This window comes from Desulfovibrio sp. UIB00, from assembly GCF_022508225.1.
Classification (GTDB): Bacteria; Desulfobacterota; Desulfovibrionia; order Desulfovibrionales; family Desulfovibrionaceae; genus Desulfovibrio.
In genome coordinates, this window is the sequence record NZ_JAETXJ010000012.1 from 47,342 (window position 1) to 65,469 (window position 18,128).

Genomic DNA, 18,128 nt, shown 5'->3' on the forward strand with positions numbered 1-18,128 from the left:
CGCGGTCAACGCCGCGCGCATGGGGAGGTGCATCCTCCCGGTTGCGCGGTTTTACGCCTCAGACCATTCACCTTAACCCCCATAGTATCCACAATGTTGCAACTCAGTGATCTGCGCGCCGCATGCCAGCCCCTTTCCCAACGTTTCGCCACCCTCTGGGGGCGTCTTTGACGTTGCCGCCAGCCAGAAGCGCCTGCAGGACATCGAACACGAAATTTCCCGCCCCGGCGCATGGGACAATCCCGAAGCGCTGACTCCTGTTTTGCAGGAAAAAAGGCGTCTTGAAGAAGAAATTGAGCGTCTCAGCCGCCTCAAGACTTGCCACGACGACATGAACGAATGGCTGGCCCTGGCCTCTGAAAGCGAAGACCCCGAAGCTCTGGAATCCCTTGACCAGCAGAACCGCGATCTTGCCGCCCTGCTGGACGAAACCGAGCTTGTCATGCTGCTTTCCGGCGAGGAAGACAATCAGGACGCCATCCTTGAAATCCACCCCGGCGCTGGCGGCACAGAGTCGCAGGACTGGGCCGAAATGCTGCTGCGCATGTATACCCGCTGGGCCGCGCGCCACAAGTACACAGTGGAAGAGCTGGACTACCTGCCGGGCGACGAGGCGGGCGTTAAAAGCGTTACCCTGCGCATTGCCGGGCCGCATGCCTTTGGCTTTCTCAAAAGCGAGCGCGGCATCCACCGACTTATCCGTATTTCGCCTTTCGATTCATCGGGCCGCCGCCACACCTCCTTTGCATCTGTGGATGTGATCCCCGACGTGGGCAACGATATTGAGCTGGACATCAAGGAATCCGACATCCGCGTGGATATTTTCCGCTCCAGCGGCCCCGGCGGGCAGAGCGTCAACACCACAAGTTCTGCCGTGCGCGTGACCCATATTCCCACAGGTGTTACTGCCCAGTGCCAGAACGAAAAATCTCAGCACCACAACAAGGACACGGCCATGCGCGTTTTGCGCGCCCGCCTCTACAACATCGAGCTGCAAAAACGCGATGCTGAGCGGCAGGCGGAATACGCTGGCAAGGACGCCATCGCCTTTGGCAGCCAGATCCGCACGTACACCTTGCAGCCCTACAGGCTGGTCAAGGATCACCGCACCGGCTCCGAAGCCGGAGATGTGGAAGGCGTTTTGAACGGTCAGATCGACCAGTTCCAACACGATTACCTGCTGCACCGCCATGAGCAACAACGCTGATTTTGACGCACTTGCCAACGAGCTGCTTGCCTTGCGGCAGGCAGACGGTACAGCTTCGCGCAGCAGCGGCGAATCTGTGCTGGTGGCTCGGCTGCTGCCGGGTTTCAACGTCAGCAGGTGGCAGGAATTTTTGCGCCGCTACCCCACAGGGCGCTGGTGCGCCCTGCCTGCCAGCCCCGGCCTTTTGCCGGAACTTGGCGGCGGCCCCAGCAATGCCCCCGGGCACCTTGCCCACCTGCTCATGGCCGAGATGTTTACGGTACAGATAAGCCGCGAACTCTTGCGCCTTTCCCGTACCGGGGGCGATCTGGCGGTGATTGAAGCTGTTATTTTGGACAAGGCGCATCTGGACGAGGCCTCGGTTCAGGCGCTGGAAACCCTGCTTGTGGACTGCCTGCGGCAGTGCCGCGAGGAATGCGACACCCTTGGCTGTACCGGCCTTGGGCGCTTTGCCCTGCTCTTGCCCGGCGTCAGCGTGCTGCGCGCACGCCTGATGGCCGAGCAGATTCAAAAAATCTTTGCTGTCCGCGTAGCGGAAATTCCCATTGCCAGCAAAAGCAGGCATGCGGCAAAGGCCAATTGCGCCTTGGGCATAGCCTGCGCCGATCAGGGGGGCAGACCAACCCCCGAGGCCCTGCTGGGCAAGGCCGCACAGGCCACGGACGAGGCTCTGGCCCAGAAACACGGCCACATTTGCATAGCGGGTGGTGCAGCCCTTGACGCCAGAACCACCCTTGTACATTCCAGCGAAAAACGATTTCTCTTCTTTGGGGGAAACTGATGGCAAATACGACATTGAGCGTTGCCCTGCTGAGCGGCAAAGGCGGGGTGGGCAAAACAAACATGTCGCTCAATATAGCCTGCGCCCTGCACCAGCAGGGATTTAAAACCCTGTTGATGGACTGCGATCTGGGCCTTGCGAACCTTGACGTGCTGCTTGGCATTACGCCGGAAGGCAACCTCCAGACAGCCCTCTTGGGCGAAGCCGATGTATCGGACGTGCTCTGCCAGATTGATGGTGAGGATTTTGCCGTGCTGCCCGCAGCGTCTGGTGTGCCGGAACTGACCGAGCTGCAACCCGAGGCGCGCGACCTGCTGCTCTCCCGGCTGGAACCTGTGCTGCACAAATATGATTTTGTTTTCATGGATATCGGCGCAGGCATTTCCGGCACAGTGCAGACCTTTGCCGCCATGGCCTCGGTGCGTGTTGTTGTCATCACGCCCGAGCCTACGTCCCTGACCGACAGCTACGCCCTCATCAAGGTGCTCAACAGCCGTTACGGCCTGCGCGACTTCATGGTGCTGGTCAATCAGGCCACCTCCCAGGCCGAGGCAAAATCTTCATTCGACAAACTTTCCGGCGCGTGCAAACATTTTCTGCACATAGAGCCTGTTTTGCTGGGGCATGTGCGCTCCGACAAAAAATTGCCAGAGGCAGTCTGCCTGCAAAAGCCGCTGATGATGCACTCTCCGGGCAGCCCCGCTGCGCTGGATTTGCAGAATATGGCCTCGCGCTTGCAGCGCATCAGGCTGGGAATGCTTGACTGGCTTGGATCGCGCAACATTTTGCAGCCGGTTCCGGTTCAGGACTAGATTTTTTGTCAAACTGTTTACCTTGTCTGAGAAAAGGTATAGGGTTGAATTACTAATAAATGCCCGACGTTGTCGCCCTGTCGGGCAAACTTGTAACGCGGTCACGGAGGCATGATGAACAAGAGCGAGCTTATCAAGGCACTGGCCGACGAAACCAACATTCCTCTGGACGACGCGTCGTTGGTGGTCAACACCTTCTTCGACGCAATGAAAAAATCTCTGCTTTCCGGAGAGCGTATTGAAATACGCGGCTTCGGCAGCTTCAAAATCAAGGAGTACGAAGGCTACGCTGGCCGCAATCCTAAAACCGGCGAAAGCGTCGTTGTTGAATCGAAACGCCTGCCCTTTTTCCGAGCGGGCAAGGAATTGAAAGAATTTATCAATCAGTAAGGCCGTAACGCGCTGCCGAACCTGAGGCCCGTGCGGGGCCGCCTGCCTGCGAGGGCCAAACCTTCGCGCGGGCTTTTGTTCGCTTTTTGCAGCGCGCTGACACACAGGAGTCTGTAATGCAATTTTCAGGTGCATTGACCGCGCTTGTAACCCCGTTCAAGAACAACGCTCTGGACGAAGAAGCATACCGCGCATTTATTGAACACCAGATCAGCGAAGGCATTCACGGTCTGGTTCCCTGCGGCACCACGGGCGAATCCGCCACCCTGACCCATGAGGAACACGAAAGGGTCATTGAAATATGCATAGATCAGGTCAAGGGGCGTGTTCCGGTACTGGCGGGCGCGGGTTCCAACAACACCATGGAAGCCATCCGCCTGACCAAGTTTGCGCAAAAGGCCGGGGCCGACGGCGCGCTGCTCATCACCCCCTATTACAACAAGCCCACTCAGGAAGGCCTGTACCAGCACTTCAAGGCCATTGCCCAGGCAGTGGACATGCCCCTGGTGCCCTACAACGTGCCGGGTCGCACGGGTTGCAATCTGCTGCCCGCCACTCTGGCCCGTATGGCGCACGACTTTCCCAACATTGTGGGCGTCAAGGAAGCCACCGGCGACCTGATTCAGGGCAGCCGCGTACTTGAAAGCTGCCCCGAAAACTTCAGCGTTCTCTCCGGCGATGACTTTACCGCTCTGCCCCTCATGGCGCTTGGCGGCAAGGGTATCATTTCCGTTACCTCAAATCTTGTGCCAGGGCGCGTAGCAGACATGTGCAATGCCTTCAACAAGGGCGACCTCAAGGAAGCTGCGCGCATCCATCACGCGCTCTTCCCCCTGCACGATGCCCTGTTTTTTGAGAGCAATCCCATTCCGGCCAAGACGGCCCTTGCGCTCATGGGCCGCATGGAAGCGGAAATCCGCCTGCCCTTGTGCCCCATGGCCGAGAGCACCAAACAAAAACTCATTGAAGTGCTGCGCCAGCAGAACCTCATCTAGCCTTGTTGCATCAGATATGACAAAGCCCCCGAGCCTCGCAGGTTCGGGGGCTTTTGCGTTCAGCCTGCAATAACAGTCTGATATCAGGCGCGGTCTTCAGGGCCAGCGGTATCGTCTGCCGCATCATCAGCCGCATCGTCTGCGTCCGCGTGCATGGCGGAAACCGACGAGGTACTGGACGCGAAGTCAGCCATACCAGCTGACTGGACCGCGCCGCCAGTGCGCGCCCCTTCGCCGCGTTCTTCACTCTTGTGCTTCACGCTTTCGCCCTGGCTGATAAAGTAGACCTGCTCCGCAATGTTGATGGAACGCCGCCACACGCGTGTAAGCGAGCGGGTCACAAGTATGATGTGCATGGCCTGATAGGGATCCAGCGAGGCATCAGGGTCAGAAAGGCTTTCCATAATCTGCTGGATGATGCGCACTTCGCTTTGCACGGCTTCTTCATCACCGCGCAGCATATGCAGGGCGTCTTGCGCATTGTTTTCACGGAACACACGCACGGCGCGGTCAAAAGCCTCGCTGGCCTTGTAGTACATTTCGCGCACATGGGGGATCACCCCAAAGCCAGGCTTGTCCTGCATCAAAATAGCCTGCTCGGCCATGCTCACGGCTTCGTCGCCAATGCGCTCAAGATCAACCACCATACGCAGAGCGCTGACCACAAAACGCAGATCTCCGGCAACGGGCTGTGTGCGGGCAAGCAGTTGCAGGGCCATCTCGTCAATTTCATTTTCCAGAGCGTCAATGGCGGCATCGTTTTCAATGACTGATGCCGCGCGGCCCGGATCACCAGCCGCCATGGCCTTGCCGGCGTCTTCCAGGGCAATGCCCACGCTGGCGCACATGACCAGCAGCCTGGTGCGCAGTGATACGAGCAGTTGTTGCAAATAATTGGCCTGTTGCTGCATGATCGTTCTCCCGGAACAATTACGCTTGAATGTGAACTGCCCGCGCTCTCAAGTGCGCGCTGGCAGCGCCTGAACATGACGGCCTGACGGCTGCGAGAGCAGGCGGTTAGCCAAAACGGCCTGTAATATAATCTTCCGTCTGCTTCTTGGCCGGTCTGGTGAACATGACATCCGTGGCGTTGTGTTCAATAAGCCTGCCCATGTAAAAAAATGCCGTGTAGTCAGAAACGCGGGCCGCCTGTTGCATGTTGTGCGTAACAATGATGATGGAAAGCGATTCGCGCAATTCGCGGATACTTTCTTCAATCTTTTGCGTGGCGATGGGGTCAAGGGCGCTGGCGGGTTCGTCCATAAGCAGCACTTCCGGCTCCACAGCCAGGGCGCGGGCAATGCACAGGCGCTGCTGCTGCCCGCCGGAAAGCCCAAGCGCCGGGCTTTGCAGGCGGTCTTTGACTTCTTCAAAAATGGCGGCCCGGCGCAGGGAAAGTTCCACTTTTTCAGCAATCAGGCTTTCGTCCCGCAGGCCATTGACGCGCAGGCCGTAGGCCACGTTTTCGTAAATGGTTTTAGGGAAGGGATTGGGCTTCTGAAAGACCATGCCCACGCGGCAGCGCAGCGAAACCACATCTGTATCGGGACGGTTCACGTCCTGACCATCCAGAAGGATTTCGCCTTCTACGCGCGCGCCGGGAACAAGGTCGTTCATGCGATTCAGACAGCGCAGAAAGGTTGATTTGCCACAGCCCGAGGGGCCAATCAGGGCCGTAACCCTGCGCGGCTCAAAATTCAGGCTTACTTCGTGCAGGGCCTTGTTTTGCCCGTAGTATACACTGACGTTGCGTGCCAGCAGATGCTCGTTCATGAAAGTGCCGCTCCGTAAACGGAAGATAGGGTGAAAACAAGGGCCGTGCTGCCGTCCTGCGCCGGGCTTTCCGCCCGGATGCGGCCACCGTGCCGTTCAACAATGTGTTTGCAGATGGCCAGGCCAAGACCGGTAGTTGCCTGCCCCCTGTGCCGCTCCACCTGATAAAAACGTTCAAAAATGCGCTCCAGATCGGCCTTGGGAATACCGGGGCCGTCATCCACCACGCGAAAGACCACATCCGGGCCGCTCACGCGCGCGCTGATGCGCACATCGCCGCCTTCCGGCGCGTAACGTCCCGCGTTTTCAATAAGGTTTCTGAACACCTGCGCCAGATGCGGCTGGCTTGCCATCACGCGGCAGTCTTCGGGGATATCCACAACCACCGAACACTTCCGGCGCTCAAGCACTTCGCGGCACATACCCGTTGCCTGCGATACGGCATCGCGCGGATCCATGGGGCTGAGTTCCAGACTGCCTGTCTTGCCCTCCAGTCGGGCAAGGGTGAGCAGATCATCCACCATACGGCTAAGGCAAACCCCGTGTTTCAGAATGATTTCGCCAAAGCGGCGACATTCTGGCGAGGCATCCAAGCTGATAAGGGTTTCAGCATAGCCCTGAATGGCTGTCAGCGGGGTGCGCAGCTCATGCGACACATTGGCCACAAAATCGCGGCGCACGCGCTCCAGGCGCATAAGCTCGGTAATATCGTGGAATACCGCCACCGCGCCCACGCCGGTCTGGCCCAGATGCTCAAGGCCGCAGGGGCGGGAGATGCAAACCGACATGACCTGTCCGGACGAAAGCTCAAGTTGCAGATACCGCTGCTCCCGATTGAGTGTTGGATCTTCGCCTGTAGAAGCGCTCTCGTGTTCCGCAGCGAAGGCACCACTGTTTTGTACCGCGTCTGCCGGGGTTGCCCCAGAACTGTGCGCAGAACCTGGCGCAGAAACGGGTACCGGGCAGGCGGCCATGGCGGCATCCACAGCGGCCTGCAACTGCGGCGAAGGAATGACTTCCACCACCTGCGCGCCCAAGGCCGATGCCGCAGCAGGAAATTCACGAGCCAACGCGCGGTTGCAGCGGCGAATGCGCCCGTGCGGGCCCAGCACCAGTACGCCGTCGCTCATGGTTTCCAGTATGCTTTCAAGCTGGGCCGTCTGCTCCGCTGCCGTGCGCACATGGTCTTCAATATTCTCGGCCATACGGTTCACGGCTTCAGCCAGCGGGGCAAATTCCCTGCCGGGAATGCGCCGCAAACGCCGCTGAAAATTCCCCAGTGAAATGGCTTCCACCACAGAGACCATCTGTGAAAGTGAATTGCGCAGCGCGCCGGAGAGCAGGCCCGCGAGAATCAGCGAGAGCACCAGCGTTACAATGCCGATTCTGGTAAATACAGCTACGCGACTTTCAATTTCCTGTTGCAGGTTGTTCAGCGGCAGGGCAATACGCAGCAGCCGCGCGTCATTCACGCGCACCGAGGCATACGCCATATCTGTGCCCAGCGTACCGCTCGAACGCACGGAATATCCCTGCCCGCCCTGCATGGCAGCCCGTACCTCCGGCCTGTCCGCATGGTTGTCGAGCTTGGAAACCGGCTGCGCGCCCGGCGCAGTGTCGGCCAGCACGTTGCCGTTGTTGTCAAGGAGCGAAAGCCGTTCCTGCGGCATTTGCAGTATGCCTGCCAGCTCGCGCAGGCCCTCAGGGTTCGCCCCTGCCTTGTCAAGAATGGCGGCAGACAGCGTAGTTTCGCGCAGCAGCCTTTCACGGGCCGCGTCAACCTGGCTCTGCTCAAAGGAAGCCCTGCCGTAATAAACGGCTATTCCCGAAGCAATGAGCGCTGCGGCAAGCACGCTGCAAAAAATTCGTGTTCTGAAAGAAAGCATGGTTTTTCTCGCTCGTAACATGCTGTCGTGGGCAATTACATTTTAAGGATGTGCAACCTCAAAACGATCAAACGATGACACTGTCGGCCATCAGCCAGGCATACCGCCCTGTTCCCGTCGCTGCGCCTTATTCCTTGATGCGGTAGCCAACGCCGCGCACAGTCTCCAGCATGGGAGCTGCCTCGCCCAGCTTGGCGCGCAGCCTGCGCACATGCGTATCCACGGTGCGGGCATAGCCTTCAAAGGAATACCCCCAAACGTTGTTGAGAAGCTGCTCCCGGGTACGGACTGATCCGGCATGCCGCAGCAGGTCTTCAAGCAGCCGGAATTCCGTTGCTGTGAGGCTCAACAGCTCGCCTTCCACTTCGGCGGAATGCGCCTCAGTGCGCAGGCGTATGCCGTGGCGTTCAAGCACGGGGCTTTCAACCTTGCGCCCGCCGCGCCGCAGCACGGCCTTGACGCGCAACATCAGCTCGCGGACGCTGAAAGGTTTGACCACATAATCATCAGCGCCAAGGCTCAGTCCCACCACCCGGTCCACTTCTTCACCACGTGCGGTGAGCATGAGTACCGGAATGTGGGAGGTTTCAGCCTGCGCCCCAAGGCGGCGGCACACCTCAAATCCATCCACACCCGGGAGCATCACATCAAGGAGCACCAGGTCGGGGGTGTGCTGCCGGGCAAGGGCCAGACCCTGTGTGCCGTCGGCTGCTTCATGCACGGTGAATCCCTCGCGCTCAAGATTGAAACGCAAAAGTTCACGAATATCGGCTTCGTCTTCAACTATCAGTATTTGCTGGCTCATATGTTTCACCTCTATGACGCAAACAGAGTACAGCGGCTTTGTGCGCCAAACTGATGGAGGGCATGTTACAATTGCGTGACGAAAAACATTTTAAACAATCTGCAATATTTCAGCATGTTAATTGCGCAGATTGCAGCTTCACGCAGTCTTCTTCGTTTCGTCATATTTCTGTAACAGAGGCGGGCAAAAAGAGAAACGTACCGGGAAACGCCCCGGCACCAACATTAGAAACCAAGGAGAAAATCCATGTCTATCGGAAAACTGCTCGCCACTGCCCTCACGGTTCTGAGCCTTAGCGCTCCGGCCATGGCTGCCCAACAGGTTGTCATCAACGGTTCCACGACTGTGCTTCCTGTGGTCCAGAAAGCTGGCGAAGCTTTCATGGCCTCCCACCCCGATGTGGAACTGAGCATTTCCGGCGGCGGTTCCGGCAACGGCATCAAGGCACTCATTGAAAAACAGTGCGACATCGCCATGAGCTCACGCGACATCAAGGAAAAAGAAGTTGAAGCCGCCAAAAAAAACGGCGTGACCCCCAACCGAGTTGTTGTTGCCATTGACGCCATCGTACCTGTGGTCAACCCCGCCAACCCTGTTGCCGCCCTCACCACTGCCCAGCTGCGCGACATTTACGCTGGCAAGATCACCAACTGGAAGGAAATTGGCGGTCAGGACGGCAAGATCGTTGTCATCTCCCGCGATACGTCCTCCGGCACCTTTGAATGCTGGCAGGAACTTATCATGAAGGAAGAGCGCGTTAACCCCGCCGCCCTCATGCAGGCGTCCAACGGCGCTGTGGTGCAGGCCATTTCCAAGAACAAGAACGCCATCGGCTATGTTGGTCTTGGCTATCTCGACAAGTCCACCAAGGGCCTCAAGGTCAATGATGTGACCGCCAGCGCCCAGACCGCCCTTTCAAAGCAGTGGCCCATCGCCCGCGAACTTTTTGTCTTCACCAACGGCGCGCCTGCTGGCGGCGCCAAGGCCTTTGTGGATTACCTCCTGGATCCCGGCAAGGGCCAGAAGAACGTACTTGAAGTGGGTTATGTGCCCCTGGGCAAGTAGGTAGATACTACCGCGTTACACCCACAGCATCGGCGGAGCGGGACGGCATGTGCCTCCCGCACCCGCCGGGGAGAAAGCGCAATGCGCTCCAGAGACATCAAGGAAAAAGCGGTGCGCGTCACCCTTACCACCATGGCAGGCAGCTCGCTGCTGGCTCTGGCTGGTATTGTCATTTTTCTCTTCATGGAAGGCCTGCCGCTTTTCAGCGAATATCCCTTCCTCAATTTTCTTTTCGGCAACCTGTGGTATCCCACTGAGGAACCGGGATTGTTCGGCATATTCCCCCTGCTGGTGGCCTCACTGGCGGTGACGGTGCTTTCGTCTCTGCTGGCGGTGCCCATGGGGGTGCTGACAGCGGTTTACCTGACGGAAATCGCTCACCCCAATGTGCGGCGCGTCATTAAGCCTTTCGTGGAACTGCTGGCGGCATTGCCCTCGGTTGTGCTGGGTTTTCTGGGTATGGTGGTGCTTGCGCCCTTCCTACAGGATTTTCTGGACGCAGCCACAGGCTTGAATCTGCTCAATGCCTCGCTGGTGCTGGCGCTCATGAGCGTGCCGACCATCTGCTCCGTGTCTGAAGATGCCCTGTTCGGTGTGCCGCGCGACCTGCGCGAGGCATCGCTGGCACTGGGCGCTACCCGCTGGCAGACCACAGTGCGAGTGGTTATTCCTGCCGCTCTTTCGGGCATAGGCACAGCTGTGATGCTTGGCATGTCGCGCGCCATCGGTGAAACCATGGTGGTGCTGATGGTTGCTGGCGGTGCTGGCATCATCCCCACCTCGCTGCTTGACCCGGTGCGGCCCATGCCCGCCAGCATTGCCGCAGAAATGGCGGAAGCAGCATTCCGTAGCGAGCACTACCACGCGCTTTTTGCCATTGGCATTGTGCTCTTTTTCCTGACGCTGGCCTTCAATCTGGCTGCCGGATACATAGCCGAGAAGCACCGTCAGGTGGGAACCTCAAGCCTGTAACCGTTCAGTGTTGCCAGGTTGCGCAGTATGACGCCAGTTCAGAACGAGGAAAAATCCATGTCAGCCACCAGCCGCCTTACCCCTGTTCCTTCCACCGGGCCGAGCATCAAGCTCACACCGCGCCCTCTGGAAGCAGACCTCAAACACCACGATGCAGAAGAACCGCCGCGCGAAGAAGGCGTGCGCCTGCAATTTGCCAGCGGCAAGGGCCGTGGGCAGTACCAGACCTTCATGTTCTGGATGTTGCGCGCGATTGCCGCTTGTAACGTGCTGGCATTGCTGGCCGTATGCGCCTTTTTGCTGCAAAACGGCTTGCCTGCCCTGAGCTGGTCGTTCCTGACCGAGGCTCCCCGGCAGATGATGACCAAGGGCGGTATATTCCCCTGTATCGTCGGCACGGCAATTCTTTCGCTGGGTTCACTTTTGCTGGCGTTTCCTCTGGGCGTGGCCTCCGCCGTGTACCTCAATGAATACGCCAAGCGTAACGCCTTTGCCCGCTTCGTGCGGCTGGGGGTCAACAACCTCGCGGGTGTGCCTTCGGTTGTCTTTGGCCTGTTCGGACTTTCGTTTTTTGTTACCTTTTGTGGATTTGGCGTTAGTATTCTTTCTGGCGTGCTCACCCTTGCGGTCCTGACCCTGCCGGTCATTATCGGCACAGCCGAGGAAGCCCTGCGCAACGTGCCGGACACATACCGCGAGGCCTCGCTGGCTCTGGGCGCAACCAAATCGCAGACTATTGCCCGTGTTATTTTGCCAAGCGCGCTGCCCGGCATGCTCACTGGGGCTATTCTTGGCGTGGCGCGTGCTGCGGGCGAAACCGCCGCCATCATGTTTACGGCCTCGGTATTCTATATGCCCAAGGGGCCGGATTCCATATTCAGCCCGGTCATGGCGCTCCCCTATCATATGTATGTTCTTGCCACGGCTGGTACGGAAATCGACAAGACCCGCCCCCTGCAATACGGCACCGGCCTCGTGCTGCTCTTGCTGGTACTGGGTATGAACCTGCTTGCCATCATCCTGCGCGACAGGTTGCAGAAACGCCACTAATTCTCACACCCTCCCGCCTCCAGACTCCAATACCCTCTCCTTCCCTCCTCTCTGTCAGAGCCCGCGAAAGCGGGCTCTGGTCGTTATGATCTTACCATCAGTGCTGGAAGCAAAGGCAGGCTGCTGCATTGCCGCACATCCAGCGGCGGGATCCGTTCTATCCGCTGTAGAGACAAGCTGAGAGGTTGTCAGATTGGCGAAAAGCCACGCGGTCTTGCGCTTCTGCCGTTGCGCTCTCCTCCCGAACAGCGCTGGCAGCTTTACGCTGGGGAGGGCTGAAGGCCAGAGCCATGGCTCAACAAAAAGCCTTGGCACAGACGCAAAAAGGGAGGCCCGAAGGCCTCCCTTTGAATGCGTATCAAACCGTCCGAGACGGTTGCGCTTGGGCTAGAAGCTGTACGCGAAGACCACCTGGGCCTTCCACATATCCTGCTTGCTGAACGAGCTAGGAGTCTGGGCCTTCTTCCAGGTGCTGTTGTCCATGCAGTTGACCAGGTAATCCAGTTCCAGGTTCATTTCCAGGTTCTGGTAGATCTTGTAGGAGTTCACAAGGTTGAACTCCACAAGACCATCATTGGTGGTCATATAGGGCATGATGGAGTTGTTGTCAGAGTTGTAGCCTTCGGTCCAAGCATAAGCGTTGCGCATGTATTTAACCATGCTGGTGCTGTTGGTGCCGCCCCAGTAGGCCACGCGGAAGGTGTGCTTCAGGTCTTCCAGGAAGCTCATGTCCTTCAACTGGGCGCCGATGCCCCAGGTGCCGGAGTAGTCAACGCCGTAGTCCTGACGCAGCCAGCCCATATTGCCGTCGCCCATGTAGGAGGTCATGTTGCCGGTAGGAACGATAGAAGGCATGCGTTCAGAGCCGTTCTTCACGCTGCCGTCATCGCCGGAAGCGTACCAGCCGAACAGGCCGGGGGTAGCCCAATCCATTTTGTATTCAACAAGAGCCTTGGCCAGCCAGCCCTGACGCTGAGTGCTGCCGCGCACCCAATCGCCGCCCTGGCCCTTCTGCACATCGTAACGGCCCATGGATTCCACATAGCCGTAGTTGATGTCCAGTTCGATGTTCAAGGGATCGAACATGGTCACAGCCAGGGGCAGACCAGCCCAGAACATGGAACCGTAAGACTTGCTGGTGCCGCCCAGACGAACATAATCGGCATTGGCAATCGAGGTGCCCACAGGATAGGGCAAAAGGGTCAAAGGCGGGTTACCGTCACGGCTGCCGGGGTTAGCATTGGGATTGCTGCCGTTGGTCAGGGCATTTCTGCCCATCATGCCGTACATGACCCAAGGCGTAAGATTAACGCCGTCAAAGGTCAGGGGAGCCATCACGCCGAACAGATCCATGTTGTCAAGGTAGTTCGCGCGGTCAGAGTAGCGGGGGTCGCCACCAGTGTAGTTGTCGTTGAAGGGACGTGCCCAGAACGCGGTAAGGCCCACGTTTTCGTTGAATTTGTACGAACCGACAACAGCGGCCACATCGGTGTCAAGCACGGCGGATCCGCCAGCAATGGTGTTGGGCAGGGCAAGACCCTGGATACCCATACGGATCTTGGCATCGGTCTGGGGGATAGCCCAGTCGATGTAGGCGTTTTTCACGCGCACCTGATTGTTGCCGTCAGCGCCGAGGGCACCGCCAGTGGAGGACTGGCCCCACTTCTGCGTGCCGATTTCAAAGTACACGGTGCCGGACAGGGCTTCAGAAGCCACTGCATCCAACTGCAAGCGCACACGCTGCTGAGCGTCAAACATATCGGTATTGTTGGCTTTGACCTTGCCGTCATTGCCGGTACGTGTTTTGCTGACCATGCTGTCAGTGCCCACGCCGAAGCCCATGAGCCACTGGCCCTTGGCCTTGAAATCAATGGCGCTGGCACCGGTGGCCGCGCCGAACACCAAGCCAGCGGCCAGGATAAGCGTACAGATGCGTTTCATAAATCCCTTCCTCTCTAGTTTTTCCCACAGGGTTGACACAGGCCTGCTCCAACACAGGCTGTGAAAACATACCTAGAATCATGGATGATGGCAACCATTTTCGTCAAAAAATTTTTACCAGACTGTCACAATGGCAGAAATATGACGCTTAAATGACATGCAGGCAATGCCAAGGCCTTCATTCCGCCAATCCAAAGCCACGAAACTAGCTGCGCCAGGAGCCATCATACACCTATTATTCCCCAAAACTGCCTGCGTGGGTTTGCCGCAAAAACGCGTTCAAATTTTTGCAGGACAAGAAGCCGCCTCATTTTAATGGAGGCAGGTTCGCACACAAAAGCCCGCCCCTGTTCAAAGCCAGCATTGCTGCGGCAGCATGAACAGGGGCGGGCCACGGACTCACCCAAAAACCAAAACTTACTGGTACTTCGACTTACAGAAAATCAGGATCAGCGGCAGCTTTGCCCTCTGCCAGCATAATGCGCACATAGTGCAGGCTGTGCTCGTCAACCGGAATGATGGGAAAGGACTGGGAGCAGCCAGGGCAGCGCACCATGCGCGGCTCCGTTGGGCTTGCTTGCGGCACGTGCTTGCCGCAGTTGGGGCACTGATAAAAAAACAGGATCTCCATTCCGTCAGGCGCAACAGGCTGGACGGGTCGCTTGCGCTCAGCCACGGCTGGCCTCCCCTTCATTTTGGGGCGCGGCCAGATTGCGCCCGGTCATCAGTTCAGAAGGCTGCATTCCCCAAAGACCAAGAATGGTGGTGGCTACATCGGCCAGCCTGCCATCTGCCAGAGCATGCACCTTTCCATCCGGCTCCAGCAGAATGCAGGGAACGGGATTGGTGGTGTGAGCCGTGTGGGGCTGGCCTTCGGGCGTGAGCATCTTTTCGCAATTGCCGTGGTCGGCAATAACAATCATGCGGCCCTTGCGTGCCTCCACAGCTGCGACCATGCGCCCCAGGCAGGCATCAACCACTTCGCAGGCGTTGACCGCAGCCTGGAGAATGCCCGTATGGCCCACCATGTCGCCATTGGCGAGATTGCAGACCACAAGATCGTACGCGCCGGAATTCCAGGCTTCCACAAACTTGTCCGTCACTTCAACGGCGCTCATGGAGGGCTTTTGATCGTAGGTTTTCACCTCGCGGGGGGACGGCACAAGAATACGATCCTCACCAGCAAAAGGCTCTTCAAGCCCGCCGTTGAAAAAGTAGGTGACGTGCGCGTATTTTTCCGTTTCCGCAAGGCGTAGCTGCTTCAGTCCATGCCGGGAAACCACCTCGCCAAGCCCCATGCTCACGGCCTCCTTGGGAAAGGCCACGGGGATATTAAAACTTGATTCATAGGCGGTCATTGAAGCAACTCCGGCCAGAACCGGAACGCGGCCGCGATCAAAACCGTCAAACCCCGGCTGAATAAAAGCCTGGGTGAACTGACGCATACGGTCTGCGCGGAAGTTGAACAGGAACAAGCCGTCGCCATCGGCCATGCCTGCGTCATCGCCCGTTGCAAAGCACAGGGGTTTGATGAATTCGTCTGTGATGCCAGCCGCATACGAGGCTTCAATGGCCGCAACGGGTGTAAGCGTTGTTGCAGGGGTACCGTGAACGATAACTTCCCACGCTTCGGCAAGGCGCTCCCAGTGCTTGTCGCGATCCATGGCAAAAAAACGGCCCACCATGCTGGCGATGCGCGTCTTGGGTTGCCCTTCGATGCTCTTTTGCAGCGCGCGCATAAAATCCACGCCGCTGTGCGGGTCGCGGTCGCGCCCATCCATGAGGCAGTGGATGCGCACGGGCACCCCGGCCTTATGGGCCATGACGCACAGGGCTTCAAGGTGATGGATGTGACTGTGCACACCGCCATCAGAAAGCAGCCCCGCCAGATGCAGCTTGCCGCCGCTCTTGCGAATTGATTCAAGCAGCCCGTTGAGCACCGGATTGGCGACAAAGCTGCCGTCTTCCAGCGCCACGTCGATGCGGGTCATGTCCTGATACACCACGCGGCCTGCGCCGATGTTCAGATGCCCCACCTCGGAATTGCCCATATAGCCGCGCGGCAGCCCCACATCGCGCCCGGAGGCAGTCAGTTGGGAATGCGGGCAGCGCGCCATGAGCGCATCCATATTGGGTGTAGCTGCAATATAGGGCGCGTTGCCGGGCCCCGGCTCGGCAATCCCCCAGCCATCAAGAATCAGCAAGAGCGTGGGCGTCATGATTATTCCCCGCTTCGGGCTTCGGCCAGAGATGCGGCCTTGCCCCACAGGGCTTCAAGGCCGTAAAGCTCGCGCACCGGCTCCAGAAAAACGTTGACGACAATGTCGTTCATGTCCACCAGAATCCATTGACCGGCGGTGTAGCCTTCCATGCGCAGATATTCAAAATTGCGCTGGCGGCAAAGTTCGCCCACGCCATCGGCGAGGCTCTGGGCGTGACGCACCGAACCGGCGCTGGCAATGACCAGAGCCTCGGCAAAACCGCCCTGCCCGGCCATATCGATGCTGACCACGCGCGCGGCCTTATGCTCTTCAAGCCACGTGACCACGTCCGCCAGCTTTTCTTCCAGAGGGGCATCCGAATAACGCTTGGGGGCAGTGCCCCCTGCAGGTGAAGAAGAAGTGTTGTTTTCCATACCCTGCACATAACGTAAAGACGGGGCAAGAGCAATGGCGCAGCAAGCCGCCAACGCGCTGAAACGGGCGCGAAATCGCGCCAATCTGTATTGACCGCGCCAGCGCATTGCGGCATACCCAAACGAAGCTTTTCAGGGATCAGCGTCGCGCTTTTGCGCCGCCAAACGCCAGCCGCAGAAGGAGAGGGCCGTGCTTTTCAACATCAAACAGGAAACTCTGCCACGCGAAGAAATGGAGGCGCTGCAACTGCGCCGCCTGCGTGATTTGTGCAACCGCGTCTACGCCAACGTGCCCTTTTATCGCAAACGCTTTGACGAGACGGGCATCACCCCTGCCGACATCAAGTCGCTGGCGGATCTGAAACTGCTGCCCTTTACGGAAAAGCAGGATCTGCGCAACCACTATCCCTATGGCCTTTTTGCGGTTCCCAAGGATCACATTGTGCGCCTGCACGCCTCCAGCGGCACCACTGGCAAATCTGTTGTGGTGGGCTATACCCAGCGCGACCTTGAAACATGGGCGGAGCTGATGGCCCGCAGCCTGGCGGCCGCAGGCGTGGTGCGCTCGGACGTAGTGCATGTGGCCTATGGTTACGGCCTCTTTACCGGCGGGCTTGGCGCGCACTATGGCGCAGAACGCCTTGGCGCCACTGTTGTTCCCGCTTCTGGCGGCGCGACACGGCGTCAGGCCGGTTTGCTGCGCGATTTTGGCGCAACTGTGCTCTGCGCCACGCCTTCATACGGTCTGCATCTGTGGGAAGCGTCCATGGAAGTGGGCGTCAATTTTCGCGATCTGCCCCTGCGCGTGGGTGTGTTCGGTGCCGAGCCGTGGTCTGAAGCCATGCGCCGCGACATTGAGGACAAAATGGACATCAGCGCCATGAACATTTACGGCCTGTCCGAAATCATGGGGCCCGGCGTTGCCATGGAATGCGAAGAAGCAAAGTGCGGCATGCATTTGTGGGAAGACCACATTCTGCCCGAGATCATTGACCCCGTTACGGGCGACCAGCTCCCCCCCGGCGAAGTGGGCGAACTGGTGCTGACCACACTGACCAAGGAAGGCATCCCCATGTTGCGCTACCGCACGCGCGACCTCACCAGCCTTGATTACACTCCCTGCCGTTGCGGTCGCACCCACGTTCGCATTTCGCGCCTCCAGGGCCGCAGCGACGACATGCTCATCATCCGTGGCGTCAACGTGTTCCCGCAGCAGATTGAGGGCATCCTGATGGAAAGCGAGGGGCTTTCCCCCAATTACCAGATCATCGTCGATCGCGTGCACAACCTTGATACCCTTGAAGTGCGCGTTGAAATGAACGAAAACCTCTTTGCAGATGAAATCCGCAAGCTGCAAATGCTTGAAGGCCGCCTGCAAAAGACCATCAAGGAATATCTGGGCGTCTCCGCCAAGGTACGCCTGATGGAACCCCGCTCCATTGAGCGCTCCGAGGGCAAGGCCAAGCGCATTGTGGACAACCGCAAGGATTAGGCTAGAGACCAGGCGAAATATACGGCCTGCATGCGCGCCTAAACACGGCGCGTGCGGCATGTGTGGGGCCATCGGTAGTGCCGGTGGCCCTGATTGCAAAGAGGGGGCTCCGTCTCGACGGATGACAGCTGGATATTTTATTTGTTATTTCAGCTAATTAACAAATTTGTCAAAAAAGCGGCGAAAAAAAGTCCAGCAATGCTTGACACCTCAGCCTAGTCCGCGTAGAACGTTTTCTCGCTGAGCGGGAGTAACTCAGTGGTAGAGTGCAACCTTGCCAAGGTTGAAGTCGCGGGTTCAAATCCCGTCTCCCGCTCCACTTTT

At 58.4% G+C, this 18,128-nt stretch carries 17 protein-coding genes and 1 tRNA gene; 10 read left to right on the top strand and 8 right to left on the bottom strand.

Annotated features, from left to right (window positions below):
* Positions 1 to 93 precede the first annotated feature (93 nt).
* The 5 genes from prfB (at position 94) to dapA (ending at position 4,185) form a co-directional block, all read left to right on the top strand.
* Positions 94 to 1,207 (top strand): peptide chain release factor 2 gene (prfB, locus tag JMF94_RS14295; RefSeq protein ID WP_240825923.1). Its coding sequence is split into 2 segments (ribosomal slippage): positions 94 to 168 and positions 170 to 1,207, totalling 1,113 coding nucleotides; the frame shifts between segments, so codons are not numbered across the junction.
* Entirely contained in the window at positions 1,191 to 1,988 is a 798-nt protein-coding gene (locus JMF94_RS14300; protein ID WP_240825925.1) for a GGDEF domain-containing protein, read from the top strand. Before prfB ends, JMF94_RS14300 begins: the two co-directional genes overlap by 17 nt.
* Positions 1,988 to 2,800: a MinD/ParA family protein gene (locus JMF94_RS14305; RefSeq protein WP_240825927.1), complete on the top strand. Its 813-nt coding sequence runs from the start codon at positions 1,988 to 1,990 to the stop codon at positions 2,798 to 2,800. The genes JMF94_RS14300 and JMF94_RS14305 overlap by 1 nt, the downstream gene beginning before the upstream one ends.
* A 114-nt stretch (positions 2,801 to 2,914) precedes the next feature.
* Positions 2,915 to 3,190, top strand: coding sequence for an HU family DNA-binding protein (locus JMF94_RS14310; RefSeq protein ID WP_022659461.1), 276 nt, complete (start codon positions 2,915 to 2,917; stop codon positions 3,188 to 3,190).
* A 116-nt stretch (positions 3,191 to 3,306) separates the two neighbouring features.
* Positions 3,307 to 4,185, top strand: a complete 879-nt coding sequence (gene dapA, locus JMF94_RS14315; RefSeq protein WP_240825929.1) for a 4-hydroxy-tetrahydrodipicolinate synthase — start codon at positions 3,307 to 3,309, stop codon at positions 4,183 to 4,185.
* 83 nt (positions 4,186 to 4,268) lie between these two features.
* Here dapA and phoU read toward each other — a convergent pair whose 3' ends face one another.
* The 4 genes from phoU to JMF94_RS14335 all read right to left on the bottom strand — a co-directional run bounded on the left by phoU (position 4,269) and on the right by JMF94_RS14335 (position 8,649).
* On the bottom strand, positions 4,269 to 5,096 hold the full coding sequence (gene phoU, locus JMF94_RS14320; protein ID WP_240825932.1) for a phosphate signaling complex protein PhoU: 828 nt from the start codon (positions 5,094 to 5,096) through the stop codon (positions 4,269 to 4,271).
* A 106-nt stretch (positions 5,097 to 5,202) separates the two neighbouring features.
* Positions 5,203 to 5,958, bottom strand: coding sequence for a phosphate ABC transporter ATP-binding protein PstB (gene pstB, locus JMF94_RS14325; protein WP_022659457.1), 756 nt, complete (start codon positions 5,956 to 5,958; stop codon positions 5,203 to 5,205).
* Positions 5,955 to 7,844, bottom strand: coding sequence for an ATP-binding protein (locus JMF94_RS14330; RefSeq protein WP_240825933.1), 1,890 nt, complete (start codon positions 7,842 to 7,844; stop codon positions 5,955 to 5,957). The genes pstB and JMF94_RS14330 overlap by 4 nt, the downstream gene beginning before the upstream one ends.
* A 127-nt stretch (positions 7,845 to 7,971) precedes the next feature.
* Entirely contained in the window at positions 7,972 to 8,649 is a 678-nt protein-coding gene (locus tag JMF94_RS14335) for a response regulator (RefSeq protein WP_240825934.1), read from the bottom strand.
* A gap of 246 nt (positions 8,650 to 8,895) precedes the next feature.
* Here JMF94_RS14335 and JMF94_RS14340 point away from each other — a divergent pair, with 246 nt between their 5' ends.
* From JMF94_RS14340 to pstA, 3 genes are all read left to right on the top strand, one after another.
* A complete protein-coding gene (locus tag JMF94_RS14340; protein WP_240825935.1) occupies positions 8,896 to 9,714 on the top strand; it encodes a PstS family phosphate ABC transporter substrate-binding protein in 819 nt (272 codons plus the stop codon).
* Between the two features lie 81 nt (positions 9,715 to 9,795).
* Positions 9,796 to 10,686 carry a phosphate ABC transporter permease subunit PstC gene (pstC, locus tag JMF94_RS14345; RefSeq protein WP_240825936.1) on the top strand — a complete coding sequence of 297 codons (891 nt, stop codon included), beginning with the start codon at positions 9,796 to 9,798 and terminating at the stop codon, positions 10,684 to 10,686.
* Between the two features lie 231 nt (positions 10,687 to 10,917).
* The gene (pstA, locus tag JMF94_RS14350) at positions 10,918 to 11,736 is read left to right on the top strand and encodes a phosphate ABC transporter permease PstA (protein WP_240825943.1); all 819 of its coding nucleotides are present in this window, start codon (positions 10,918 to 10,920) and stop codon (positions 11,734 to 11,736) included.
* 387 nt (positions 11,737 to 12,123) lie between these two features.
* Here the strand turns inward: pstA and JMF94_RS14355 are convergent, their stop codons facing one another.
* The 4 genes from JMF94_RS14355 to rsfS form a co-directional block, all read right to left on the bottom strand.
* On the bottom strand, positions 12,124 to 13,677 hold the full coding sequence (locus JMF94_RS14355) for an outer membrane homotrimeric porin (protein WP_240825937.1): 1,554 nt from the start codon (positions 13,675 to 13,677) through the stop codon (positions 12,124 to 12,126).
* Between the two features lie 433 nt (positions 13,678 to 14,110).
* Complete coding sequence (locus JMF94_RS14360; protein WP_022659449.1) at positions 14,111 to 14,353, bottom strand: hypothetical protein; 243 nt, start codon at positions 14,351 to 14,353, stop codon at positions 14,111 to 14,113.
* Entirely contained in the window at positions 14,346 to 15,902 is a 1,557-nt protein-coding gene (gene gpmI, locus JMF94_RS14365) for a 2,3-bisphosphoglycerate-independent phosphoglycerate mutase (RefSeq protein ID WP_240825944.1), read from the bottom strand. The genes JMF94_RS14360 and gpmI overlap by 8 nt, the downstream gene beginning before the upstream one ends.
* Positions 15,899 to 16,312, bottom strand: a complete 414-nt coding sequence (gene rsfS / locus JMF94_RS14370) for a ribosome silencing factor (RefSeq protein WP_240825938.1) — start codon at positions 16,310 to 16,312, stop codon at positions 15,899 to 15,901. The genes gpmI and rsfS overlap by 4 nt, the downstream gene beginning before the upstream one ends.
* Positions 16,313 to 16,502: 190 nt before the next feature.
* On the opposite strand from rsfS, the gene JMF94_RS14375 reads away from it, so the two are divergent.
* Positions 16,503 to 17,804 carry a phenylacetate--CoA ligase gene (locus JMF94_RS14375; protein WP_240825939.1) on the top strand — a complete coding sequence of 434 codons (1,302 nt, stop codon included), beginning with the start codon at positions 16,503 to 16,505 and terminating at the stop codon, positions 17,802 to 17,804.
* A 244-nt stretch (positions 17,805 to 18,048) separates the two neighbouring features.
* Positions 18,049 to 18,123 (top strand) — tRNA-Gly (locus tag JMF94_RS14380).
* Positions 18,124 to 18,128: the final 5 nt, after the last annotated feature.